The following is a 17532-nucleotide window of genomic DNA, read 5'->3' as shown; positions in this document are numbered from 1 at the left end:
CCGGGCGATCCAGTATTCCAGAGACGTCAAACGTATACGGATGAGGCGCGGCGTACTGGATGCCCCGGTCAAGCCGGGGCATGACGGCGGAGTGAGTGGCAAGAGCGGTGCCCATAGTGCCGCACACGCTCAAATACCCGCCGCCGCCTCTCAATTCTGCAGCCTCACCCCCAGCATCACCACCGTGCCCTGCGAGCTCGATCCCGCCTGGTTCGAATCCAGGATGTCGTGGCGCAGTGTGCCCTTGATCCAGATGTTGCGGTTGAGCTTGTAGATCAAATTGCCTTCGAGCGAGTAGGTCTTGTCGTTGCGGTTCTGGCCCTGGTAGTCGTAGGTGCCGTAGGTGAACTTGCCGATTGCGGTGAGCCAACGGCGGAAGTCGTGGTCGACTTCCGCGGCGTAGGTGCGCACCAGGACGCCGGAGGACCCGGGGATCGTGGTCTCGTTGATCTGCGTGTCGGTGAAGAATTTCACCGTGGTGAGGCCGCTGGCATTCCAGATCAGGGAGCCCGTGGTGAGGAAGCCGGACAGCTGGCTGAGACGCGGGTCGGTGTAGTTGCGCGCGGAATAGCCGACCGAGATCTCGCCGGTGAGGATGCGCGAGAACTCGAAGGACGATCCGATCTTGGCATAGCCGCCGTTCGAATCGCGGAAATAACCGTTGCGATCGGCCGCCAGGTCGTGGACGCGGGTGTCGCCCTCGATCTCGACGAAGGGCTTCAGGCCCGGCTTCAGATCGTAGGAGAAGCGTCCGACGCCGCCATACTGATTGAAGTCGCGGTCGCTATTGCTGAAGGTCGAGCCGTCGGTAAGTTTCGAGTCGGTGTAGGCGGTGCGATCGACCGTGGCGCCGGCAGCGACCTGGAAGCGATTGAAGGTCTGGTCGAAGCCGATCGTCGTGCCGTAGGTGGCATAGACAGGATATTTCTGCAGGCCGGCCTGCACGTTGGGGCTGCCGGGATTGTCGGTGGCGAGCCGCAGGCGCAGCTGCGAGGTCAGCTTGAAGTCGCGGGTGACGTCGAGCCGGCCATCGACATGGCCGTTGAAATCGGGACGGTTGGCCTCGACCGGCGACGGCGAGGCGAAGCCGTCGATGGTCGCCGGCATGTCGTTGGTGTAGCCCGAGAACGAGCCGCGCAAATCGGCGACCAGCGCGTGGCGCTCCCAATCGGACACCACGAGGAGATCGGGCGCGACCACATAGGCCGGCGAACCGACAGGCTTGTTGAGGCGCGTCGGATTGGTGTCGTAGCCGGCAGAGAGCTCGAGCCCGCCTTTGATCAGGAAGCTGCCGGCATAATCGCCGACCGCGCCGAACGGATCCTCATCCAGCTTGAGGCGGCGGCGCAGCGGCTGGCCGGGCACGTTGCCGGCCATCGCCGGGGCTACCGGCGTCTTGTGCGCGGTCTCGGACGGCGGCGGCGCGATGCGCGGCGGACCCAGCGTCGTGACCGGCGTTGCCGGTGGCGGCGGCGAACCCGGGCCGACGGGACGCTTCGGCTTTGGCTGGCCAGGATGAAGCTTTGGCTGCTGCCGCTTGCGGTTGAGCGAGTCGTAGCCGGAGCTGCTCGCGCCGGTGGCGGCGGGCAGGCCGTAGGTCGGGACCTGACCGATGCGCGAGGTCGCCGGCCTCTCGCGGGCCTTGCGCGGATCGGCATTGGGATCGGGCAGTGCCGGCAGCGCATCCGACGGCGCCTGCGGCACGCCCGCCGTGCGGCGCGTCGGCAGCGTGTCGGGCGAGGCGAAGCCGCCGCGGTTGGGATTGAACAGGTCGGGCGTGAGGCTCTGGGCGGCCGCGGGGCCGCTTCCGAGGGCAGTCAGCGCCAGGCACGGCAATGCGGCGCGCAGGAACTGCGCGCGTTTGCTCCGGCTCCTGCCTGGAGACGACCCCACGATGGAATTACCCCAACGAAATCAAATACTTTCACGATCGCCTCCGCCGACAGGCGGGAACCATCGTTAATGGAGTTAAAACAATTATGGTTAATGACCCGTTGAGGGTGTTGGCGCGCTCGTCGCCTCGCTGGTCGGGGCGTGCTAAGCAGGCGCCAACGGGCGCACGCCCCTCCTCCCTGGACCAGACCATGCCGAGCTCGAAACCGCTGATGACCCAATCATCCGGCCCCATTCCGACAAGCGTCGAATCCGCGCTCCGCACGCTGGAGACGGAGAGCGGCGGCATCAACGCGCTCGCCGCCGCCCTGCGCGGCCCGCTCGGCGCGACCTTCGCCAAGGCCGTCGAGCTGATCCGGCAGGCCAAGGGCCGCGTCATCGTCACCGGGCTCGGCAAGTCCGGCCACATGGGACGCAAGATCGCGGCGACGCTGGCCTCGACCGGCACGCCCGCCTTCTTCGTCCACACCGCGGAAGCCGCCCATGGCGACCTCGGCATGATCACCACTGACGACGTCATCATGGCGCTGTCCTGGTCCGGCGAGCAGCCGGAGATGAAGACGCTGGTGAACTATTCGGCCCGCTTTGCGATCCCCATGATCGCAGTGACGTCGAACGCCGCATCCTCGCTCGGCCAGGCCGCCGACATCGTGATCGAGCTGCCGAAGGCGCGCGAGGCCTGCCCGCACAATCTGGCGCCGACCACCTCGACCCTGATGCAGGCCGCGATCGGCGACGCCATTGCGATCGCGCTGCTGGAGGGGCGCGGCTTCACAGCGCTGGAGTTCGCGCATTTCCACCCCGGCGGCAAGCTGGGCGCGATGCTGAAATTCGTCCGTGACTACATGCGCACCGGCGCGGAGATTCCGGTCAAGCCTGAAGGTACCGAGATGTCCGAAGCCGTGGTCGAGATGTCGGCCAAGGGGCTCGGCTGCGTCTGCATCGTCAACGCTGCGGGCGAGGCCGTCGGCATCATCACCGACGGCGACCTGCGCCGCCACATGCGGCCCGATCTTTTGACGGTGGCGGTCGATGAGATCATGACGAAGCAGCCGAAGTCCGTGCCGCCTTCGATGCTGGCGAGCGAGATGATCGAGGTGTTGAACACCCGCAAGATCACGACGCTGCTGGTGACCGAGGCGAACAAGGTGGTGGGCATCGTGCACCTGCACGACCTGCTGCGCGCGGGGGTGGCGTAGGGCGCGCGCTTTCCACTCGTCATTGCGAGCGCAGCGAAGCAATCCAGACTGCCTCCGCGGAGACAGTCTGGATTGCTTCGTCGCAAGGCTCCTCGCAATGACGGTGGAGAGACCTACGCCGGAAACCGCGCCGCCGTCTCCTCCAGCGGCAAGCGCAGCCCGTTCGCCAGATACGACACCGTGCGATAGAAGCCGCACAGCAGCATGATCTCCAGAATCTGCGCCTCGTCGTAATGCGCCGAGAGCGCGGCGAATTCCTCGTCGCTCAACGTCGCGCGGTGATGCAGCGCGTCGACGGCCGCGATCAGCGCCTGCTCGGCCGGCGACCAGCAGGCTGAATTCGCATCGCCGTGCACGGTGGCACGGACCTCGTCCGCGGTGAGCTTTGCCGCCCCAGCGAAAATCGCGACATGCACGCCCCATTCATATTCGCATCCGTTCAGCGCGCAAGTGCGGTCGATGACGATCTCGCGTTCGCGGAGCGACAGCGGGCCGGGATCGAGCAGGCCGCCGGCGCGAAACTTGTCCCAGGCGCGGCCGTGGCCCGCCATCACCCGGAACAGCACCAGCGGCGGCGCGCCGCGCATGATGCGGTCGAACTGCGCCTGGATCTCCGGGGCATAAGGCGGCATGAGCAGGGCAATGCGCGGTGTGGCTTCGGACATGGCAGAAGACATGGCAGAAGACATGGGGCCGCCTCCTTTGCTACATTTATAGTAGCAATACGCTACATTATTTGTAGCGCAACGCAAGAGGCGACGATGGCGAAACAGGCTGGCTCGACGACACGCAGCGTCCGCGGCTCGCGCACCGGGCGGCCGATCATGGCATTGCTCGACCTGCTCGGCCGGCGCTGGAGCCTGCGGATATTATGGGAGTTGCGCGAAGAGCCCCTCACCTCGCGCAGCTTACGCACCGCCTGCGACGAGGCTTCGCCCACGGTGCTGCAAGCGCGGCTGACCGAACTACGCGAGGCCGGCTTCGTGGAACTGGGTGACGGCGGCGGTTACGGGCTGACACCGCTGGGGCGGGAATTGTGCGAGACGTTCATGCCGCTGCACAGGTTTGCGGAGAGGTGGAAGAGGTGAGGCGCCTCTTACCCTCCCCTGGAGGGGGTCCGGGACGAGCGAAGCTACGCCGCTGCCACCGTCAGGTTGGCACCGTCGACCTGCACCACCTTGACCCGCGTGCCGGCCGGCGTATCGGGCCCAGCCACGCGCCACACCGTGTCGCCGATGCGCACGGTGCCGGTGCCGTCGATGATCGGCTTCTCCAGCGTGAACTCACGGCCGAGCAACGCTTCGGTGCGCTTATTGAGGAATGGGCTGGCGCTCGCGTCCGGCTTCGGCTTGGCGAGGCGGCGCCAGACCGGCACGGCGGCGGCGGCGAAGATCGCGAACATCACGAGCTGGATCTGCCAGGAGATGGCAGCTGCGAACGAGATCAGGCCGACCAGCAGCGCAGCAAGGCCGAGCCAGAACAGGAAGACGCCCGGCGCCAGCACCTCCAGCGCCATCAGGACGAAGCCGAAGATCAGCCAGTTCCAGTTGCCCAGCGATACGAACATGTCGGTCATGACACGACCTCTGTAAAATACCCCGTTACTGCGGCGGCACCGCGGGCGGCGTCGGACCAGACGACGGCACCGAGCCGCCGCGGCGGGCCGCGGCCGTTGCAAAGGCCGCACTTTCGCCGAACGTGGCCTTGGCGATCTCGCCGATGCCGGCGAGCGAGCCCAGCATGCTCATCGCTTCGACCGGAAGCATGATGACCTTCTGGTTCGGCGAGTCGGCCAGTTGCCCGAATGCCTTGATATATTTGTCGGCGATAAAATAGTTTAGCGCAGCGACATCGCCCTTGGCGATGGCCTCGCTGACCATTTGCGTGGCCTTGGCCTCGGCTTCCGCCGACCGCTCGCGCGCCTCGGCGTCGCGGAAGGCGGCCTCGCGGCGGCCTTCGGCCTGGAGGATCTGGCCCTGCTTGGCGCCCTCGGCGCGCAGGATCTCCGACTGGCGCTGGCCTTCGGCGGCGAGGATGTCGGCGCGCTTGACGCGCTCGGCCTTCATCTGCCGGCCCATGGCCTCGACGAGGTCGGCGGGCGGCACGATGTCCTTGATCTCGATACGGTTGACCTTGACGCCCCAGGGCGAGACCGCGGCATCGACCACGCGCAACAGGCGTTCGTTGATCTCGTCGCGGTGCGACAGCACCTGGTCGAGGTCCATCGAGCCCATCACCGACCGGATGTTGGTCATGGTGAGGACCGTAATCGCCTGGTTCAGGTTGGCGACCTCGTAGCTCGCCTTCGCAGCGTCGAACACCTGAAAAAAGGCGACGCCGTCGACCGTCACGGTGGCGTTGTCCTTGGTGATCACCTCCTGCTCGGGGATGTCGATCACCTGCTCCATCATGTTGATCTTGCGTCCGACGCGATCGAAATAGGGCACGATCAGGTTGAGCCCGGGGCTGAGCGTCTGGGTGTACTTGCCGAACCGCTCGATGGTCCAGTCATAGCCCTGCGGCACCGTCTTCACGCCGGCCACCAGCGTGACGATGACGAGCAATACCAGAACAATCGCGAAAATGTCGAAACCGCTCATATCTCCTCCAAGCCGGCGAAAAAGGCCCCTTCCGGCGCTGTCATTGGTCGGGATCGCGACCCTACCGGTTCAGCGGTCGCAATTCACGTCGGTATAGGCGTAATTCTGCACAAGACGTCGAGGGAGAGAACGACCACGATATGTATTTACGACCGGCTCTTGAAAGCGCAGGGGCGCAGACCTAGCAGCGGAAATTAACGAATGCGGGCCAAGCCTCCGCCAAGGGCGGCTTCATTCGATGACGTCATTCGCAATCGCGAGCAGACCCGGGGACAGCGTGACGCCGAGCGCCCCGGCCGCCTTGAGGTTGACCGTCAGCTCGAACTTGGTGGGGTTCTGGACCGGGAGGTCGGCCGCGCGCGCCCCCTTCAGAATGCGGTCGATGTAGCCCGCGGCGCGGCGGAGCTGCTCGGCGCTGTCGGTGCTGTAGGACATCAGCCCACCCTCGTCGACGAAGGTCCGGCTCCAGAACACCGCGGGGACGCGAGCCTGTGCGATCGCCGAGAGCAGTTGCGCGCGGTTGGCCATGGTGAAGAAGTCCGGCAGGACCAGGACGGCACTGTCTTGCCGCGAAGCCAGCGCGCCGATCGAGACGGCGTCACGGACGGGCGCGGGCTCGACCGTCAGGCGCAGCGTCCGTGCGGCGTCCTCGATCGTGCGCAGCATCAGGGGCGCGAACGGCGCGGTGGCGGGGTTGTAGACGACGAACACGCGGCGGACGGGCGGCGTGACCTGGCTCAGCATCTCCAGCCACTTGCCGGCGAGCGGACCGTCATAATCGGTGAAACCGGTGATGTTGCCACCGGGATGCGCGAGGTTTTCGACAAAGCCCTGGCTGACGGGATCGGTGACCACGGCGAACACGATCGGGATCGTCGTGGTGCGCCGGCGCAGCTCCTCGACCGAGGGCGTGCCGACCGCGAGCAGGATGTCGGGCTCGAGCGCGATCAGCTCGTCCGCAAGCTGCGCGATGCGGGCGCGGTCACCGCCGCCGCTGCGCCAATCGATCTTGAGATTGTCGCGCTCCTTCCAGCCCTGGCCGGCGAGCGCCTCGACCAGGATCGTGCTGCGCGCCTGCCCGATCGCGTCATCGGCGGCCGTCACCGAGAGTACGCCGAGCCGCCGCGTCGCGTTCCGCTGCTGCCCCAGTGCCGGGGCCGGCAGCGCCACGATCATCCCAAGAAGCGCCAGGCACTCGCGGCGATTCATGGGGCGCCCATCAGATCCAGCCCTGAAGCTCGCGCAGCACCAGGCTGCGGATCGCGTCCATGCCCGATGCGCTGTCGTTGAGGCACGGGATCGCGGAAAACTGCTCGCCGCCATTGTGCCTGAAAATCTCGGCGTTCTCCTGCGCGATCTCCTCCAGCGTCTCCAGGCAGTCGGCGGAGAAGCCCGGCGTCACCACCGCGATCCGCCGCACGCCTTCCCTGGCGAGCCGCTCCATGGTCTTGTCGGTGTAGGGCTGGAGCCACTCGTCATTGCCGAAGCGGGACTGGAATGTCAGCAGCAGCTTGGTCTCATCCATGCCGAGCCGGCGGCGCAGCGCCTCCGTCGTCGCGATGCAGTGCTGCTGATAGGGATCGCCCTTCTCGACATAGGATTTCGGCATGCCGTGGAAGGACGCCACGATCAGCTCCGGCTTGAAAGGCAAGTCCGCCAGATGCGCCTCGATCGAGGTCGCGAGCGCCTCGATATAGGCCGCGTCGTCATAGTAGGGCGGCGTCACCCGCAGCGTCGGCTGGTTGCGGAGCTGCGCCAGCACGCGGAACACCTCGTCGCAGACGGTCGCCGAGGTCGAGGCCGAATATTGCGGATAGAGCGGCACGGCCAGAATGCGCTCGCAGCCCTTCGCGATCAGCGCGTCGATGCCGGATTTGATCGAGGGATTGCCGTAGCGCATCGCCCAATCGACAACGACGTGGTCGCGGTCCGACAGGGCGGCTGCGAGCTTGTCGCTTTGCGAGCGCGTGATGGTTTTCAGCGGCGACTCGTCCCGCTCATTGTTCCAGATCTTCCGGTAATCGAGGGCCTTGGTGCGGGGACGACGGCGCAGGATGATCCCGTTCAGCACCAGCTTCCAGACCAGGCCCTGGTCCTCGATGACGCGGGCGTCACTGAGGAACTCCCTGAGGTAGATGCGCACGCCGGGGGCATCCGCGGTGTCAGGCGTTCCGAGATTGATCAGGAGCACGCCCACACGCGGCTGGGCGGGTTTCGCGGCCGGTTTCGTAGTCTCGATGGGGACGACGCTGGTCATGGCTCTGTGGGTCGCGCGTTGGTCCGAACTTGTCAAGATGAGCCGGGGTTCGCTAGGGTCGCACCCAAGCGGGGGAGGAAAGATGACACTCGCGGAATGGTGCGTCTTCGGAGCGCTGCTGCTCTATCTCTTGACGATCGCCTCGATCAAATGGATCAGGTTTCGCCGCTTCGACAATTCCCGGCCACGCGACCCCGCGTTCTACGAGGACGCCCTCTCACAACGCGCGCTCGGCGCGCACCAGAACGGCATCGAGACCTTTCCGTTCTTCGCCTTCGCGGTGCTGCTCGCCGAATACAGGGATTCGCCGCAGCGGCTGATCGACGAGCTCGCGGCGCTGTTCCTGATCGTGCGGATCGCCTATGTGCTGACCTATCTCGGCAACCGCCCGACGCTGCGCTCGATCCTCTGGACCATCGGCTTTGCGATCAATCTCGGGATTTTTCTCATGCCGATGCTGAAGCGGTTTCTGCCGGTGTGACTCTTACCCTCCCCTGGAGGGGGAGGGTCGATCGCGCGCAGCGCGAGCGGGGTGGGGTGACGGTCTCTCCACATCGCACACTGCCCGTGTTGAGAGATCACCCCACCCCGGCTCTCATTTCGCTGCGCTCAATGTGAGCCGACCCTCCCCCTCCAGGGGAGGGTAAGAGTTCGCCTCAAAAACACGTCGTCCGTTCGGCGGCGATGTAGCCGAACAACAGGCCGACGCCGAACAGCAGGACCAGGCCGGCGGCACCGAACTCGATGCCGCGCATGAACAGCGCACCGCCGCCGTCGCGGCCGGCGCTCAGGCGCTGCGCGATGTCCTTGGCGGAGACGGCGACGACTGCGATCGCCGCGACCGTGATGGCGGTGCCGAGCCCCATCAGGAAGGTCGCGGCGATGCCGGCCCAGAACAGGCCCTGCGCCAGCGCGAACACCAGCACCAGGATGGCGCCGGAGCAGGGACGGATACCGACGGTGAGGATCGCCGCAAAGCCGCGCCGCCAGCCGCCGGGCCCGGCGAGCTCACTCGGGGTGGGGCCGTGGGAATGGCCGCAATGCTCGTCATGGACGTGGTCGTGCGCATGGTGGTGGGCGGCGTGGGCATGATCGTGATGATGGTGATCATGACCGTGATCGTGATGATCATGCGCATCATGATGATGGTGGTGATCGTGGTCATGATCGTGCGGCACGCCCGCCATCGCCGGCACCGGCTGGGCCGCCTGCAGCGCGCGGATGAAGGCGCCGCCCTTGACCCAGACCAGGCGCAGGCCGAACGCTGCAATCAGGGCGTAGCTCGCGATCTCGATCACCCCTTCCGCCTTGCACATGGTTTTCGCCGTCGCATTCAGCACCCAGGCCGAAATGCCGACGATGAGGATCGCGACCAGCGACTGCATCAGGGCGGAGGCAAACGACAGCGCGATGCCGCGGCGCGCGGTCTCGCGGTTGGCGACCAGATAGGAGGCGATCACCGCCTTGCCATGGCCGGGACCGGCGGCATGGAAGATGCCGTAGGCAAAGGAGATGAACAGCAGCGTCCAAACTGCCGAGCCGTCAGACTTCGCGGCGCGGATGGTCGACGACATCTGGCGATAGAATTCCGACTGCTTTGCCAGCAGCCAGCCGATGAGGCCGCTGGCCTCGGGTTCGGCTGCCTGTGCGGGCCGCGGGGCGCCAAAGGGGTTTTGCGCGAGGAGATCGTGGAGCGCGGCATCGGCCAGGCCGAGCACGAGGATAATTGCGGCGCCAGCGAGCAGCCCGCGCACGAGCGAGGAGAGTTGCGGCTTCAAGGGCAATCCACCGTGATCTTGTTGGCGAACATCATGCCGAAATTGGAGTTCTCGCCGTTCAGGAAGGTCTGCTCGTTGAGCTTCTGCGCGCTCGCGGTGCCGTCGTTCGGCCGTTCCAGCTTCATCTGGCAGCCCGCGGGCGCACCGACCAGCTTGACCGGGCTGTCCTTGGCCATCTGGAAGTCGATGAAGAAGGAACGGTCGAACACTTCGAGCACCAGCTGCCTGGGCTTGACCGGGCTCTTCAGCGGCAGCGTGAAGTGCAGGGTCAGCACCGTGTCCTTGTAGTCGAGGAAATAGTCGACCGGCTCCTGAAATCGCTCCTTCTTGCCGTCGGCTCGCGCAAAGGTGAAGTAGGCATATTCCTTCAGCGACTCGACATTGGTCTGCGCCAGCGGCTTGAGCTCCTCGCTTGTATAGGTGCCCTTGGTCTTGCTCTCGAGCCCCTGCACCGCATAGGCCGAGAACATGTCGTCGAAGGTCCAGGCGTGGCGCACGCCGGTGATGGTGCCGTCGGCGGCGTAGAGCAGCTCGCTAGTTGCGGTGATCCAGACATGCGGATGCGCCTGCGCGGCACCCGCCGCGAACGACAGGCCTACGGCGAGCAGCCAACCGTAAAGAGCGCGCATGTCCATCAGGCCGCCTTTGCGTCGTCGAGCAGGCCGCGGCGGCGCAGCAGCGCGTCCGGCTCGGGCGGGCGGCCGCGAAAGGCCTCGTAAGCGGCCTCCGGATCGACCGATCCGCCGGAAGAATAGATGTCGTCGTGCAGGCGCTTGGCCACGGCAGGATCGAAGATGTCGCCGGCCTCCTCGAAGGCGCCGAAGGCGTCGGCGTCCATCACCTCCGACCACATGTAGCTGTAATAGCCGGCGGCGTAGTGGTCGCCGGTGAAGATGTGACCGAACTGCGTCGGACGGTGCCGCAGCGCGATCTCCTCGGGCATGCCGATCTTCTCCAGCTCCTTCCTCTCGAAGGCGCGGACATCCTGCGCGGCGGCTGCCGGCTGGGTGTGAAATTCGAGATCGATCAGCGCCGAGGAGACGAACTCGACCGTGGCAAAGCCCTGATTGAATTTTCGCGCGGCAAGGAAGCGCTGGAGCAGGTCGTCGGGCAGCGGCTCGCCGGTCTGGTAGTGACGGGCGAACGTCTGCAGCACCTCGGGCCGCTCCTGCCAGTGCTCGTAGAGCTGCGACGGCAGCTCGACGAAGTCGGTGAACACTGACGTGCCCGACAGCGAGGGATAGGTCACGTTGGAGAGCATGCCGTGCAGGCCGTGGCCGAACTCGTGGAACAGGGTGCGGGCATCGTCGGGCGACAGCAGCGAAGGCTCGCCGCCGGCGCCCTTGGCGAAATTGCAGATGTTGAGAACGAGCGGCGCGACGTCGCCGTCGAGCTTCTGCTGGTCGCGCAGCGAGGTCATCCAGGCGCCGGAACGCTTCGACGGCCGGGCGAAGTAGTCGCCATAGAACAGCGCCTTGTGCTTGCCGTCCGGACCCTTGAGCTCCCAGACCCGGACGTCCGGGTGCCAGACCGGAACGTCCTTGCGCTCCTCGAAGGTGACGCCGAACAGGCGCGTCGCGCAGTCGAAGGCGGCGGCAATCATGTTGTCGAGGCTGAGATACGGCTTGATCGCGGAATCGTCGAAATTGGCGCGCTGCAGGCGCAGCTTCTCGGCGTAGAAGCGCCAGTCCCAGGGCGCGAGCTTGAAATTGCCGCCCTCTTCCGTGATCAGCGCCTGCATCTCGTCGCGGTCGGCGAGCGCCCGCGCCCGCGCCGGCTTCCAGACCCGCTCCAGAAGGCCCCGCACCGCGTCCGGCGTCTTGGCCATGGAGTCTTCGAGCCGGTAGGCGGCGAAAGTCGGGTAGCCCAGAAGCTTGGCGCTCTCCTCGCGCAGCTTCAGGATCTCGACAATGGTGCCATTGTTGTCATTGGCGTTGCCGTTGTCGCCACGCGCGATGAAGGCTTTGTAGGCCTTCTCGCGGAGGTCACGCCGGGCAGAGCTCTTCAGGAATTGCTCGACCGAGGAGCGCGACAACGTGACGATGGCCTTGCCTGCCATGCCGCGCTCTTCCGCCGCAGCCTTGGCGCCGGCCACAAAGCTCTCCGGCAGGCCCTGGCGGTCGGCCTCCCCGAGCTCCATGAACCAGTCCTGCTCGTCGCCCAGCAGATGGTGGCTGAAGCCGGTGCCGAGCTGGGCGAGCCTCTCGTTGATCTCGGCCATCCGCGCCTTGGCCTCCTCGGAGAGACCGGCGCCGGCGCGGTGGAAGCGGGTGTAGGTGCGCTCCAGCAGACGCAGCTGCTCGGGCGTGAGCCCAAGACCGGCGCGGTTTTCGTGCAGCTGGGCGATGCGGCCGAACAGCACCGCGTTCATCATGATCGGATTCCAGTGTCGCGCCATCCGCAAGGAGACCTCCTTGTCGATCTCCAGGATGGCCGGGTTGGAATGCGCCGAGACGAGGTCGTAGAACACCGCCGCAACCTTGCTCAAGAGCTTGCCCGAGCGCTCCAGCGCCGTGATGGTGTTGGCGAAGTCGGGCGCCGCCGGATCATTGGTGATCGCCGCGATCTCGGCGGCGTGGTCGGCAAAGGCCTGCTCGAACGCCGGCAGGAAGTGCTCCGGCTTGATCTCGTCGAAGGGCGGAGTCGCGAACGGCGTCACCCAGGCCTTCAGCAGCGGGTTGGTCTCGGCGTCCGTAATTTGGCGGGATTCTGACATCACAAGTCCGGTTTTCGTGGCTCGATTGTTGCGGCCAGCTATAGCACGCGATGGGGCTTTTTTGGGCCATTTGCCCTTGCTCCCGGCCGCCTTTTCGGGGAGATTGCGGCCCTCGAAGTCAGGACCCCTGAGCCCCATGAACGCGCCTTCTTCCTCTTCCCGCCGGATCGTCTGGCCGAGCGTCATCACCGTCATCAGCGCCGCCATCCTGATCGGCGCCGAGGTGTTCGGCGCGGCCTTCGCCGGCGGCTGGGCGCTCGCGATCCTGTTCGGTCTCGGCGACCAGGGCGCGCACATCCTCCAGGCCGTGCTGTTCGCACTCGGCGTGCTCGTGATGACTGCCTTCATCCGCGGCGCTCAGCGCGTCGAGCCCTTCACGAAGCGCGGCTGACGCTTCTCGCGAGCGAGAGACTCGCGCGCGCCGCAAGAAACTTAACGCCCGTTCATCTTCCGCGTCGCTCGCGCAACACTGCGCAAGCAGATGTTAGGCAATTCTGTTCTCAGCCTAAAAAAATTCTTGCGAAGCAGAGTCAAAACGCTTATGTGCGCTCTTGCCCAATTTCGCACGTGCCTGTGGTCGTGTGTCAGTCGGTAGGTATCCGGACAAGAGGCCGGACAGCCGCCAAGGGGTGAAGAAGCCGAGGGGCTCTTCGGAAGTGCAGAAGTCGGAAGACCCAACGTCGCAAGACGAGGAGGTCAGACGACGAAGCAAACCCGGAGCGCCCAGCATCTCTCTCAAAGAGATGCCATGTCGAAGGTGACTTCGCTCTTTGCAACCGTGACTGGCAGCCGGAGGCGAACCGGCGCACCCCGCTCTCAACGGGGGACGCGACTTAAAGCAACGACGGATCGGGCTTTTTTGGTCTCTACCGGCAGTCCAACGCCGGCGCGGGCTACTGAAAAGGCTTGTCCTTCATTGCCAGGTGTGCGGGCGGGAACACTCCCAACCAATCCACGGCAGCACAGTCTGGTTTGAGTCTTTTGGCTTCGTCGCGCCTCCATCGCGCGATCCGGCCAGAGCACTCCTATCCGACGTCATGTTTTGAACGGGCCCGTCGCTGGGCCGTTTGGGAGAGTGCCATGACCGAACGCATCCAGGAATTCCTGCGCAACCGCCGCAAGGAAGGCCTCGACACCGAGCCGTGCCTCGTCGTCGACCTCGAGGTCGTGCGCGACAATTACCAGAGCTTCGCCAAGGCGCTGCCCGACAGCCGCGTGTTCTATGCCGTCAAGGCGAACCCGGCGCCGGAAGTGCTGGCCCTGCTCGCGTCCATGGGCTCCTGCTTCGACACCGCGACCGTCGCCGAGGTCGAGATGGCGCTGGCCGCTGGTGCGACGCCCGACCGCATCTCCTTCGGCAACACGATCAAGAAGGAGCGCGACATCGCGCGCGCCTTCGCGCTCGGCATCCGGCTGTTCGCGGTCGACTGCGCCGCCGAGGTCGAGAAGGTCGCCCGTGCCGCCCCCGGCGCGAAGGTGTTCTGCCGCATCCTCTATGACTGCGCCGGCGCCGAGTGGCCGCTGTCGCGCAAGTTCGGCTGCGACCCGGAGATGGCGGTCGAGGTGCTCGACCTCGCCAAGCGCCTCCGGCTGGAGCCGTGCGGCATCTCCTTCCATGTCGGCTCGCAGCAGCGCAAGGTGAAGGCGTGGGACCGTGCGCTGGCGATGGCCTCGCAGGTGTTCCGCGACTGCGCCGAGCGCGGCATCAACCTCACCATGGTCAACATGGGCGGCGGCTTCCCGACCAAGTACCTGAAGGACGTGCCGCCGGTCGTGACCTACGGCCGCTCGATCTTCCGCGCGCTGCGCAAGCACTTCGGCAACCAGATTCCGGAGACCATCATCGAGCCGGGCCGCGGCATGGTGGGCAACGCCGGCGTCATCGAATCCGAGGTCGTGCTCATCTCGAAGAAGAGCGACGAGGACGAGGTCCGCTGGGTGTACCTGGACATCGGCAAGTTCGGCGGTCTCGCCGAGACCATGGACGAGTCGATCCGCTACGCCATCCGCACCCGTCACGACGGCGCGGACATGACGCCGTGCGTGCTCGCGGGTCCCACCTGCGACAGCGCCGACGTGCTGTACGAGAAGAACCCGTATCCGCTTCCCGTGACGCTCGAGATCGGCGACAAGGTGCTGATCGAGGGCACCGGGGCCTATACGTCGACCTACTCGTCGGTCGCGTTCAACGGCATTCCGCCGCTGAAGACGTATCACATCTGATCCGCCTCGCTGTCTGAGGCCTGACGAACCCGGGAGCCGGTCCGCCGGCTCCCTCCCTGACATTGCCATTCTGACGACGCTCGAGTCCGCGTGCCCCTGGCGCACGGATTCAAGCGGGGACTGACGTGCCATGACTGCTCCTCGGAAGCCACAGATTGCCCTCACCTCGAAAGCCGCTCCGTTCGCGATCCGTGCGGAACGTGCTGCCGACGTCGCGACGCGTGAAGCGCTGCTCGATGCCTGCTTTGGCGAGACCCGCCACGGCCGCACCTGCCAGCGCCTGCGCGACGGACGCGCGCCCGCTGCAGGCCTTGCCCTGTCGGCGATGCGCGAGGGCAAGCTCGTGGGAACCGTGCGGCTGTGGCATGTCAGCGCCGGAGGCAGGCCCGCTCTGGTCCTCGGACCGCTGGCGGTCGACCCTGCCTGCCGCGAGCTCGGGATCGGCGCCGCGCTGATGCAACAAGCGCTGGCCGCCGCCCGGGCGCGCGGGCATGAAGCCGTGATCCTGCTCGGCGATGCGCCCTATTACGCCCGCTTCGGCTTCTCGGCCGAGAAGACGGCCGAGCTGTCGCTGCCCGGCCCGTTCGAGCGCGACCGGCTGCTGGCGATCGAGTTCGCCCAAGGTGCGCTCGATGGCGCCGCCGGGATGATCGTCCCGACCGGCGCGGCCTTGCCCAAACGGAGGTCGGTTCGCGCACCTGAGGCGCACGCGGCCTAAGGGATCGCTCTCGTCGCGACGACCCAAGCCGCACTGAGCGGCAACGCCCGGCCGCGCCTGCACCAAGCCCGTTCCTTTGGGGTTGCGCAGGCGCCGGAAACGCCCTTTAACCCCGCGAAACACCCCCTTCAGCCGAGGTTCGAAATATGTCCCGTCGCCTGATCTCCACCGGTTCTCCGCTCGAGAAGACCGTCGGCTATAGCCGGGCCGTGATCGACGGCGAGTTCGCCTTCGTCGCGGGAACCACCGGATATGACTACACGACGATGACGATGCCGACCGATGTCACGAGCCAGTCACGCAACTGCTTCAAGACCATCGCAGCCGCCCTGAAGGAGGGCGGATTCGAGATGGCCGATATCGTCCGTGCGACCTACTACGTCACCGACGCCAGCTACATCGATGCCCACTTTGCCGTCTGCGGCGAGGTTCTCGGCGACATCAGGCCGGCTGCGACCTTGCTGGTCGTCTCTGCCCTCGCCAAGCCCGAGATGAAGGTCGAGATCGAAGTCACCGCCAAGCGCCGCAGCATCTGACAAGCGCCGCAGCGCCTGAACCACCCACCCTTTGTCCGCCAGCACGTTCCGGAGAAACTATCCCATGAGCCCTCCCTCGCAGATCTACGCGAAGATCACCGGCCCCATCGTCATGGTCGGCTTCGGCTCCATCGGCAAAGGCACGCTGCCGCTGATCGAGCGGCACCTCGACTATGACAAGTCGCGCATCACGGTGCTCGATCCCAAGGACGAGGGCCGCAAGGCGCTTTGCGAGAAGCACAATGTCCGCTTCATCCAGAAGGGCCTGACCAAGGACAATTACCGCGAGGTGCTGACCACGCTGCTCACCGAGGGCGGCGGACAGGGCTTTTGCGTCAATCTCTCGGTGGATACCGGCTCGACCGACATCATGGAGCTCTGCAACGAGCTCGGCGCGCTCTATATCGACACCGTCAACGAGCCCTGGCTCGGCTTCTATTTCGACGCTTCGAAGGGCCCGGAAGCGCGCTCGAACTACGCCCTGCGCGAAGTGACGCTGGCCGCCAAGAAGGCGCGCCCGGCGGGCTCGACGACGGCGGTCTCCTGCTGTGGCGCCAATCCCGGCATGGTCTCGTTCTTCGTCAAGCAGGCGCTGCTCAATGTCGCCGCCGATCTGAAGCTCAATGCCCCCAAGCCGAAGACCAAGGCCGAATGGGCAGACCTGATGCGGCAGGCCGGCATCAAGGGCATCCACATCGCCGAACGCGACACCCAGCGCTCCAAGAAGCCGAAGGAGCCCGACGTCTTCGTCAACACCTGGTCGGTGGAAGGCTTCCTGTCGGAAGGCGTGCAGCCGTCCGAGCTCGGCTGGGGCACCCATGAGAAATGGATGCCCGAGAATGCACGCACCCACGAAGCCGGCTGCGGCGCCGCCATCTATCTGATGCAGCCCGGCGCCAACACGCGCGTGCGCACCTGGTGCCCGACCCGCGGCGCGCAATACGGTTTCCTCGTCACCCACAACGAGTCGATCTCGATCGCCGATTATTTCACCGTGCGCGACGCGTCGGGCAAGGCGATCTACCGGCCGACCTGCCACTATGCCTACCATCCGGCTGACGATGCCGTGCTGTCGCTGCATGAAATGTTCGGCCGCGCCGGGAAGATGCAGGAGAAGCACCACATCCTCGACGAGAACGAGATCGTCGACGGCATCGACGAGCTCGGCGTGCTGCTGTTCGGCCACGACAACAATGCCTATTGGTATGGCTCGCAGCTCTCCATCGAGGAGACCCGCGAGCTCGCGCCCTACCAGAACGCCACCGGCCTGCAAGTGACCTCCGCCGTGCTCGGCGGCATGGTGTGGGCGCTGGAGAACCCGAACGAGGGCATCGTCGAAGCCGACGAGATGGACTTCGATCGCCTCCTGGAAATCCAGCTGCCGTATCTCGGCCCGGTGAACGGCTTCTACACCGACTGGACGCCGCTGACGGATCGTCCGGGACTGTTTCCGGAGGATATCGATACGAGCGATCCCTGGCAGTTCCGGAATATCCTGGTGCGGTGAGGCGGACTCTCTCCGCCCGTCATTCCGGGGCGACGCGTAGCGTCGAGCTATGATGCGCAATTGCACATCAGAGAATCCATCGGGCGGCAGTGCGTGCGGATAAAT

The 17532-nt window shown here is 65.8% G+C and carries 17 protein-coding genes; 8 read left to right on the top strand and 9 right to left on the bottom strand.

What is annotated here, in order from left to right; all coding sequences use genetic code 11:
* Positions 1-150: 150 nt before the first annotated feature.
* Positions 151-1893, bottom strand: a complete 1743-nt coding sequence (locus JQ566_RS28115; protein WP_212378455.1) for an outer membrane beta-barrel protein — start codon at positions 1891-1893, stop codon at positions 151-153.
* Between the two features lie 191 nt (positions 1894-2084).
* On the opposite strand from JQ566_RS28115, the gene JQ566_RS28110 reads away from it, so the two are divergent.
* On the top strand, positions 2085-3092 hold the full coding sequence (locus JQ566_RS28110; RefSeq protein WP_212378453.1) for a KpsF/GutQ family sugar-phosphate isomerase: 1008 nt from the start codon (positions 2085-2087) through the stop codon (positions 3090-3092).
* Positions 3093-3205: 113 nt separating this feature from the next.
* On the opposite strand, the gene JQ566_RS28105 is transcribed toward JQ566_RS28110, so the two are convergent.
* Positions 3206-3757, bottom strand: a complete 552-nt coding sequence (locus tag JQ566_RS28105; RefSeq protein WP_212378538.1) for a carboxymuconolactone decarboxylase family protein — start codon at positions 3755-3757, stop codon at positions 3206-3208.
* Positions 3758-3853: 96 nt separating this feature from the next.
* Here JQ566_RS28105 and JQ566_RS28100 point away from each other — a divergent pair, with 96 nt between their 5' ends.
* Positions 3854-4180 (top strand): winged helix-turn-helix transcriptional regulator, encoded by a 327-nt coding sequence (locus JQ566_RS28100; protein ID WP_212378451.1) that lies wholly within the window; start codon positions 3854-3856, stop codon positions 4178-4180.
* 44 nt (positions 4181-4224) lie between these two features.
* Here the strand turns inward: JQ566_RS28100 and JQ566_RS28095 are convergent, their stop codons facing one another.
* The 4 genes from JQ566_RS28095 to hemH form a co-directional block, all read right to left on the bottom strand.
* On the bottom strand, positions 4225-4668 hold the full coding sequence (locus JQ566_RS28095; RefSeq protein ID WP_212378448.1) for an NfeD family protein: 444 nt from the start codon (positions 4666-4668) through the stop codon (positions 4225-4227).
* A gap of 25 nt (positions 4669-4693) precedes the next feature.
* The gene (locus JQ566_RS28090) at positions 4694-5692 is read right to left on the bottom strand and encodes an SPFH domain-containing protein (protein WP_212378446.1); all 999 of its coding nucleotides are present in this window, start codon (positions 5690-5692) and stop codon (positions 4694-4696) included.
* 231 nt (positions 5693-5923) lie between these two features.
* Positions 5924-6901, bottom strand: a complete 978-nt coding sequence (locus JQ566_RS28085) for an ABC transporter substrate-binding protein (RefSeq protein WP_212378444.1) — start codon at positions 6899-6901, stop codon at positions 5924-5926.
* A 10-nt stretch (positions 6902-6911) separates the two neighbouring features.
* Complete coding sequence (gene hemH / locus JQ566_RS28080; RefSeq protein WP_212378442.1) at positions 6912-7949, bottom strand: ferrochelatase; 1038 nt, start codon at positions 7947-7949, stop codon at positions 6912-6914.
* Between the two features lie 82 nt (positions 7950-8031).
* Between hemH and JQ566_RS28075 the strand changes: the two genes are divergently transcribed.
* Positions 8032-8430 carry an MAPEG family protein gene (locus tag JQ566_RS28075; RefSeq protein WP_212378440.1) on the top strand — a complete coding sequence of 133 codons (399 nt, stop codon included), beginning with the start codon at positions 8032-8034 and terminating at the stop codon, positions 8428-8430.
* A gap of 175 nt (positions 8431-8605) precedes the next feature.
* On the opposite strand, the gene JQ566_RS28070 is transcribed toward JQ566_RS28075, so the two are convergent.
* Genes JQ566_RS28070 through JQ566_RS28060 form a run of 3 tightly spaced genes read right to left on the bottom strand, consistent with a single transcriptional unit; the run spans position 8606 to position 12443 of the window.
* Entirely contained in the window at positions 8606-9727 is a 1122-nt protein-coding gene (locus JQ566_RS28070) for a nickel/cobalt transporter (RefSeq protein ID WP_212378438.1), read from the bottom strand.
* Positions 9724-10362 (bottom strand): DUF1007 family protein, encoded by a 639-nt coding sequence (locus JQ566_RS28065; protein ID WP_212378436.1) that lies wholly within the window; start codon positions 10360-10362, stop codon positions 9724-9726. The genes JQ566_RS28070 and JQ566_RS28065 overlap by 4 nt, the downstream gene beginning before the upstream one ends.
* Complete coding sequence (locus JQ566_RS28060; protein ID WP_212378434.1) at positions 10362-12443, bottom strand: M3 family metallopeptidase; 2082 nt, start codon at positions 12441-12443, stop codon at positions 10362-10364. Before JQ566_RS28060 ends, JQ566_RS28065 begins: the two co-directional genes overlap by 1 nt.
* A 136-nt stretch (positions 12444-12579) precedes the next feature.
* Between JQ566_RS28060 and JQ566_RS28055 the strand changes: the two genes are divergently transcribed.
* The 5 genes from JQ566_RS28055 to JQ566_RS28035 all read left to right on the top strand — a co-directional run bounded on the left by JQ566_RS28055 (position 12580) and on the right by JQ566_RS28035 (position 17427).
* Complete coding sequence (locus JQ566_RS28055; protein WP_080134515.1) at positions 12580-12834, top strand: hypothetical protein; 255 nt, start codon at positions 12580-12582, stop codon at positions 12832-12834.
* Positions 12835-13523: 689 nt separating this feature from the next.
* Complete coding sequence (locus JQ566_RS28050; RefSeq protein WP_212378432.1) at positions 13524-14666, top strand: type III PLP-dependent enzyme; 1143 nt, start codon at positions 13524-13526, stop codon at positions 14664-14666.
* 130 nt (positions 14667-14796) lie between these two features.
* Positions 14797-15384: a GNAT family N-acetyltransferase gene (locus tag JQ566_RS28045; RefSeq protein ID WP_212378422.1), complete on the top strand. Its 588-nt coding sequence runs from the start codon at positions 14797-14799 to the stop codon at positions 15382-15384.
* Between the two features lie 146 nt (positions 15385-15530).
* Positions 15531-15920 (top strand): RidA family protein, encoded by a 390-nt coding sequence (locus tag JQ566_RS28040; protein ID WP_212378420.1) that lies wholly within the window; start codon positions 15531-15533, stop codon positions 15918-15920.
* Positions 15921-15984: 64 nt separating this feature from the next.
* Positions 15985-17427 (top strand): homospermidine synthase, encoded by a 1443-nt coding sequence (locus JQ566_RS28035; RefSeq protein WP_212378418.1) that lies wholly within the window; start codon positions 15985-15987, stop codon positions 17425-17427.
* Positions 17428-17532: the final 105 nt, after the last annotated feature.

The sequence above is a fragment of the Bradyrhizobium sp. SZCCT0231 genome, assembly GCF_018130245.1.
GTDB classification, from domain to species: domain Bacteria; phylum Pseudomonadota; class Alphaproteobacteria; order Rhizobiales; family Xanthobacteraceae; genus Bradyrhizobium; species Bradyrhizobium japonicum_F.
This window is presented reverse-complemented; position numbering and strand designations above follow the sequence as displayed.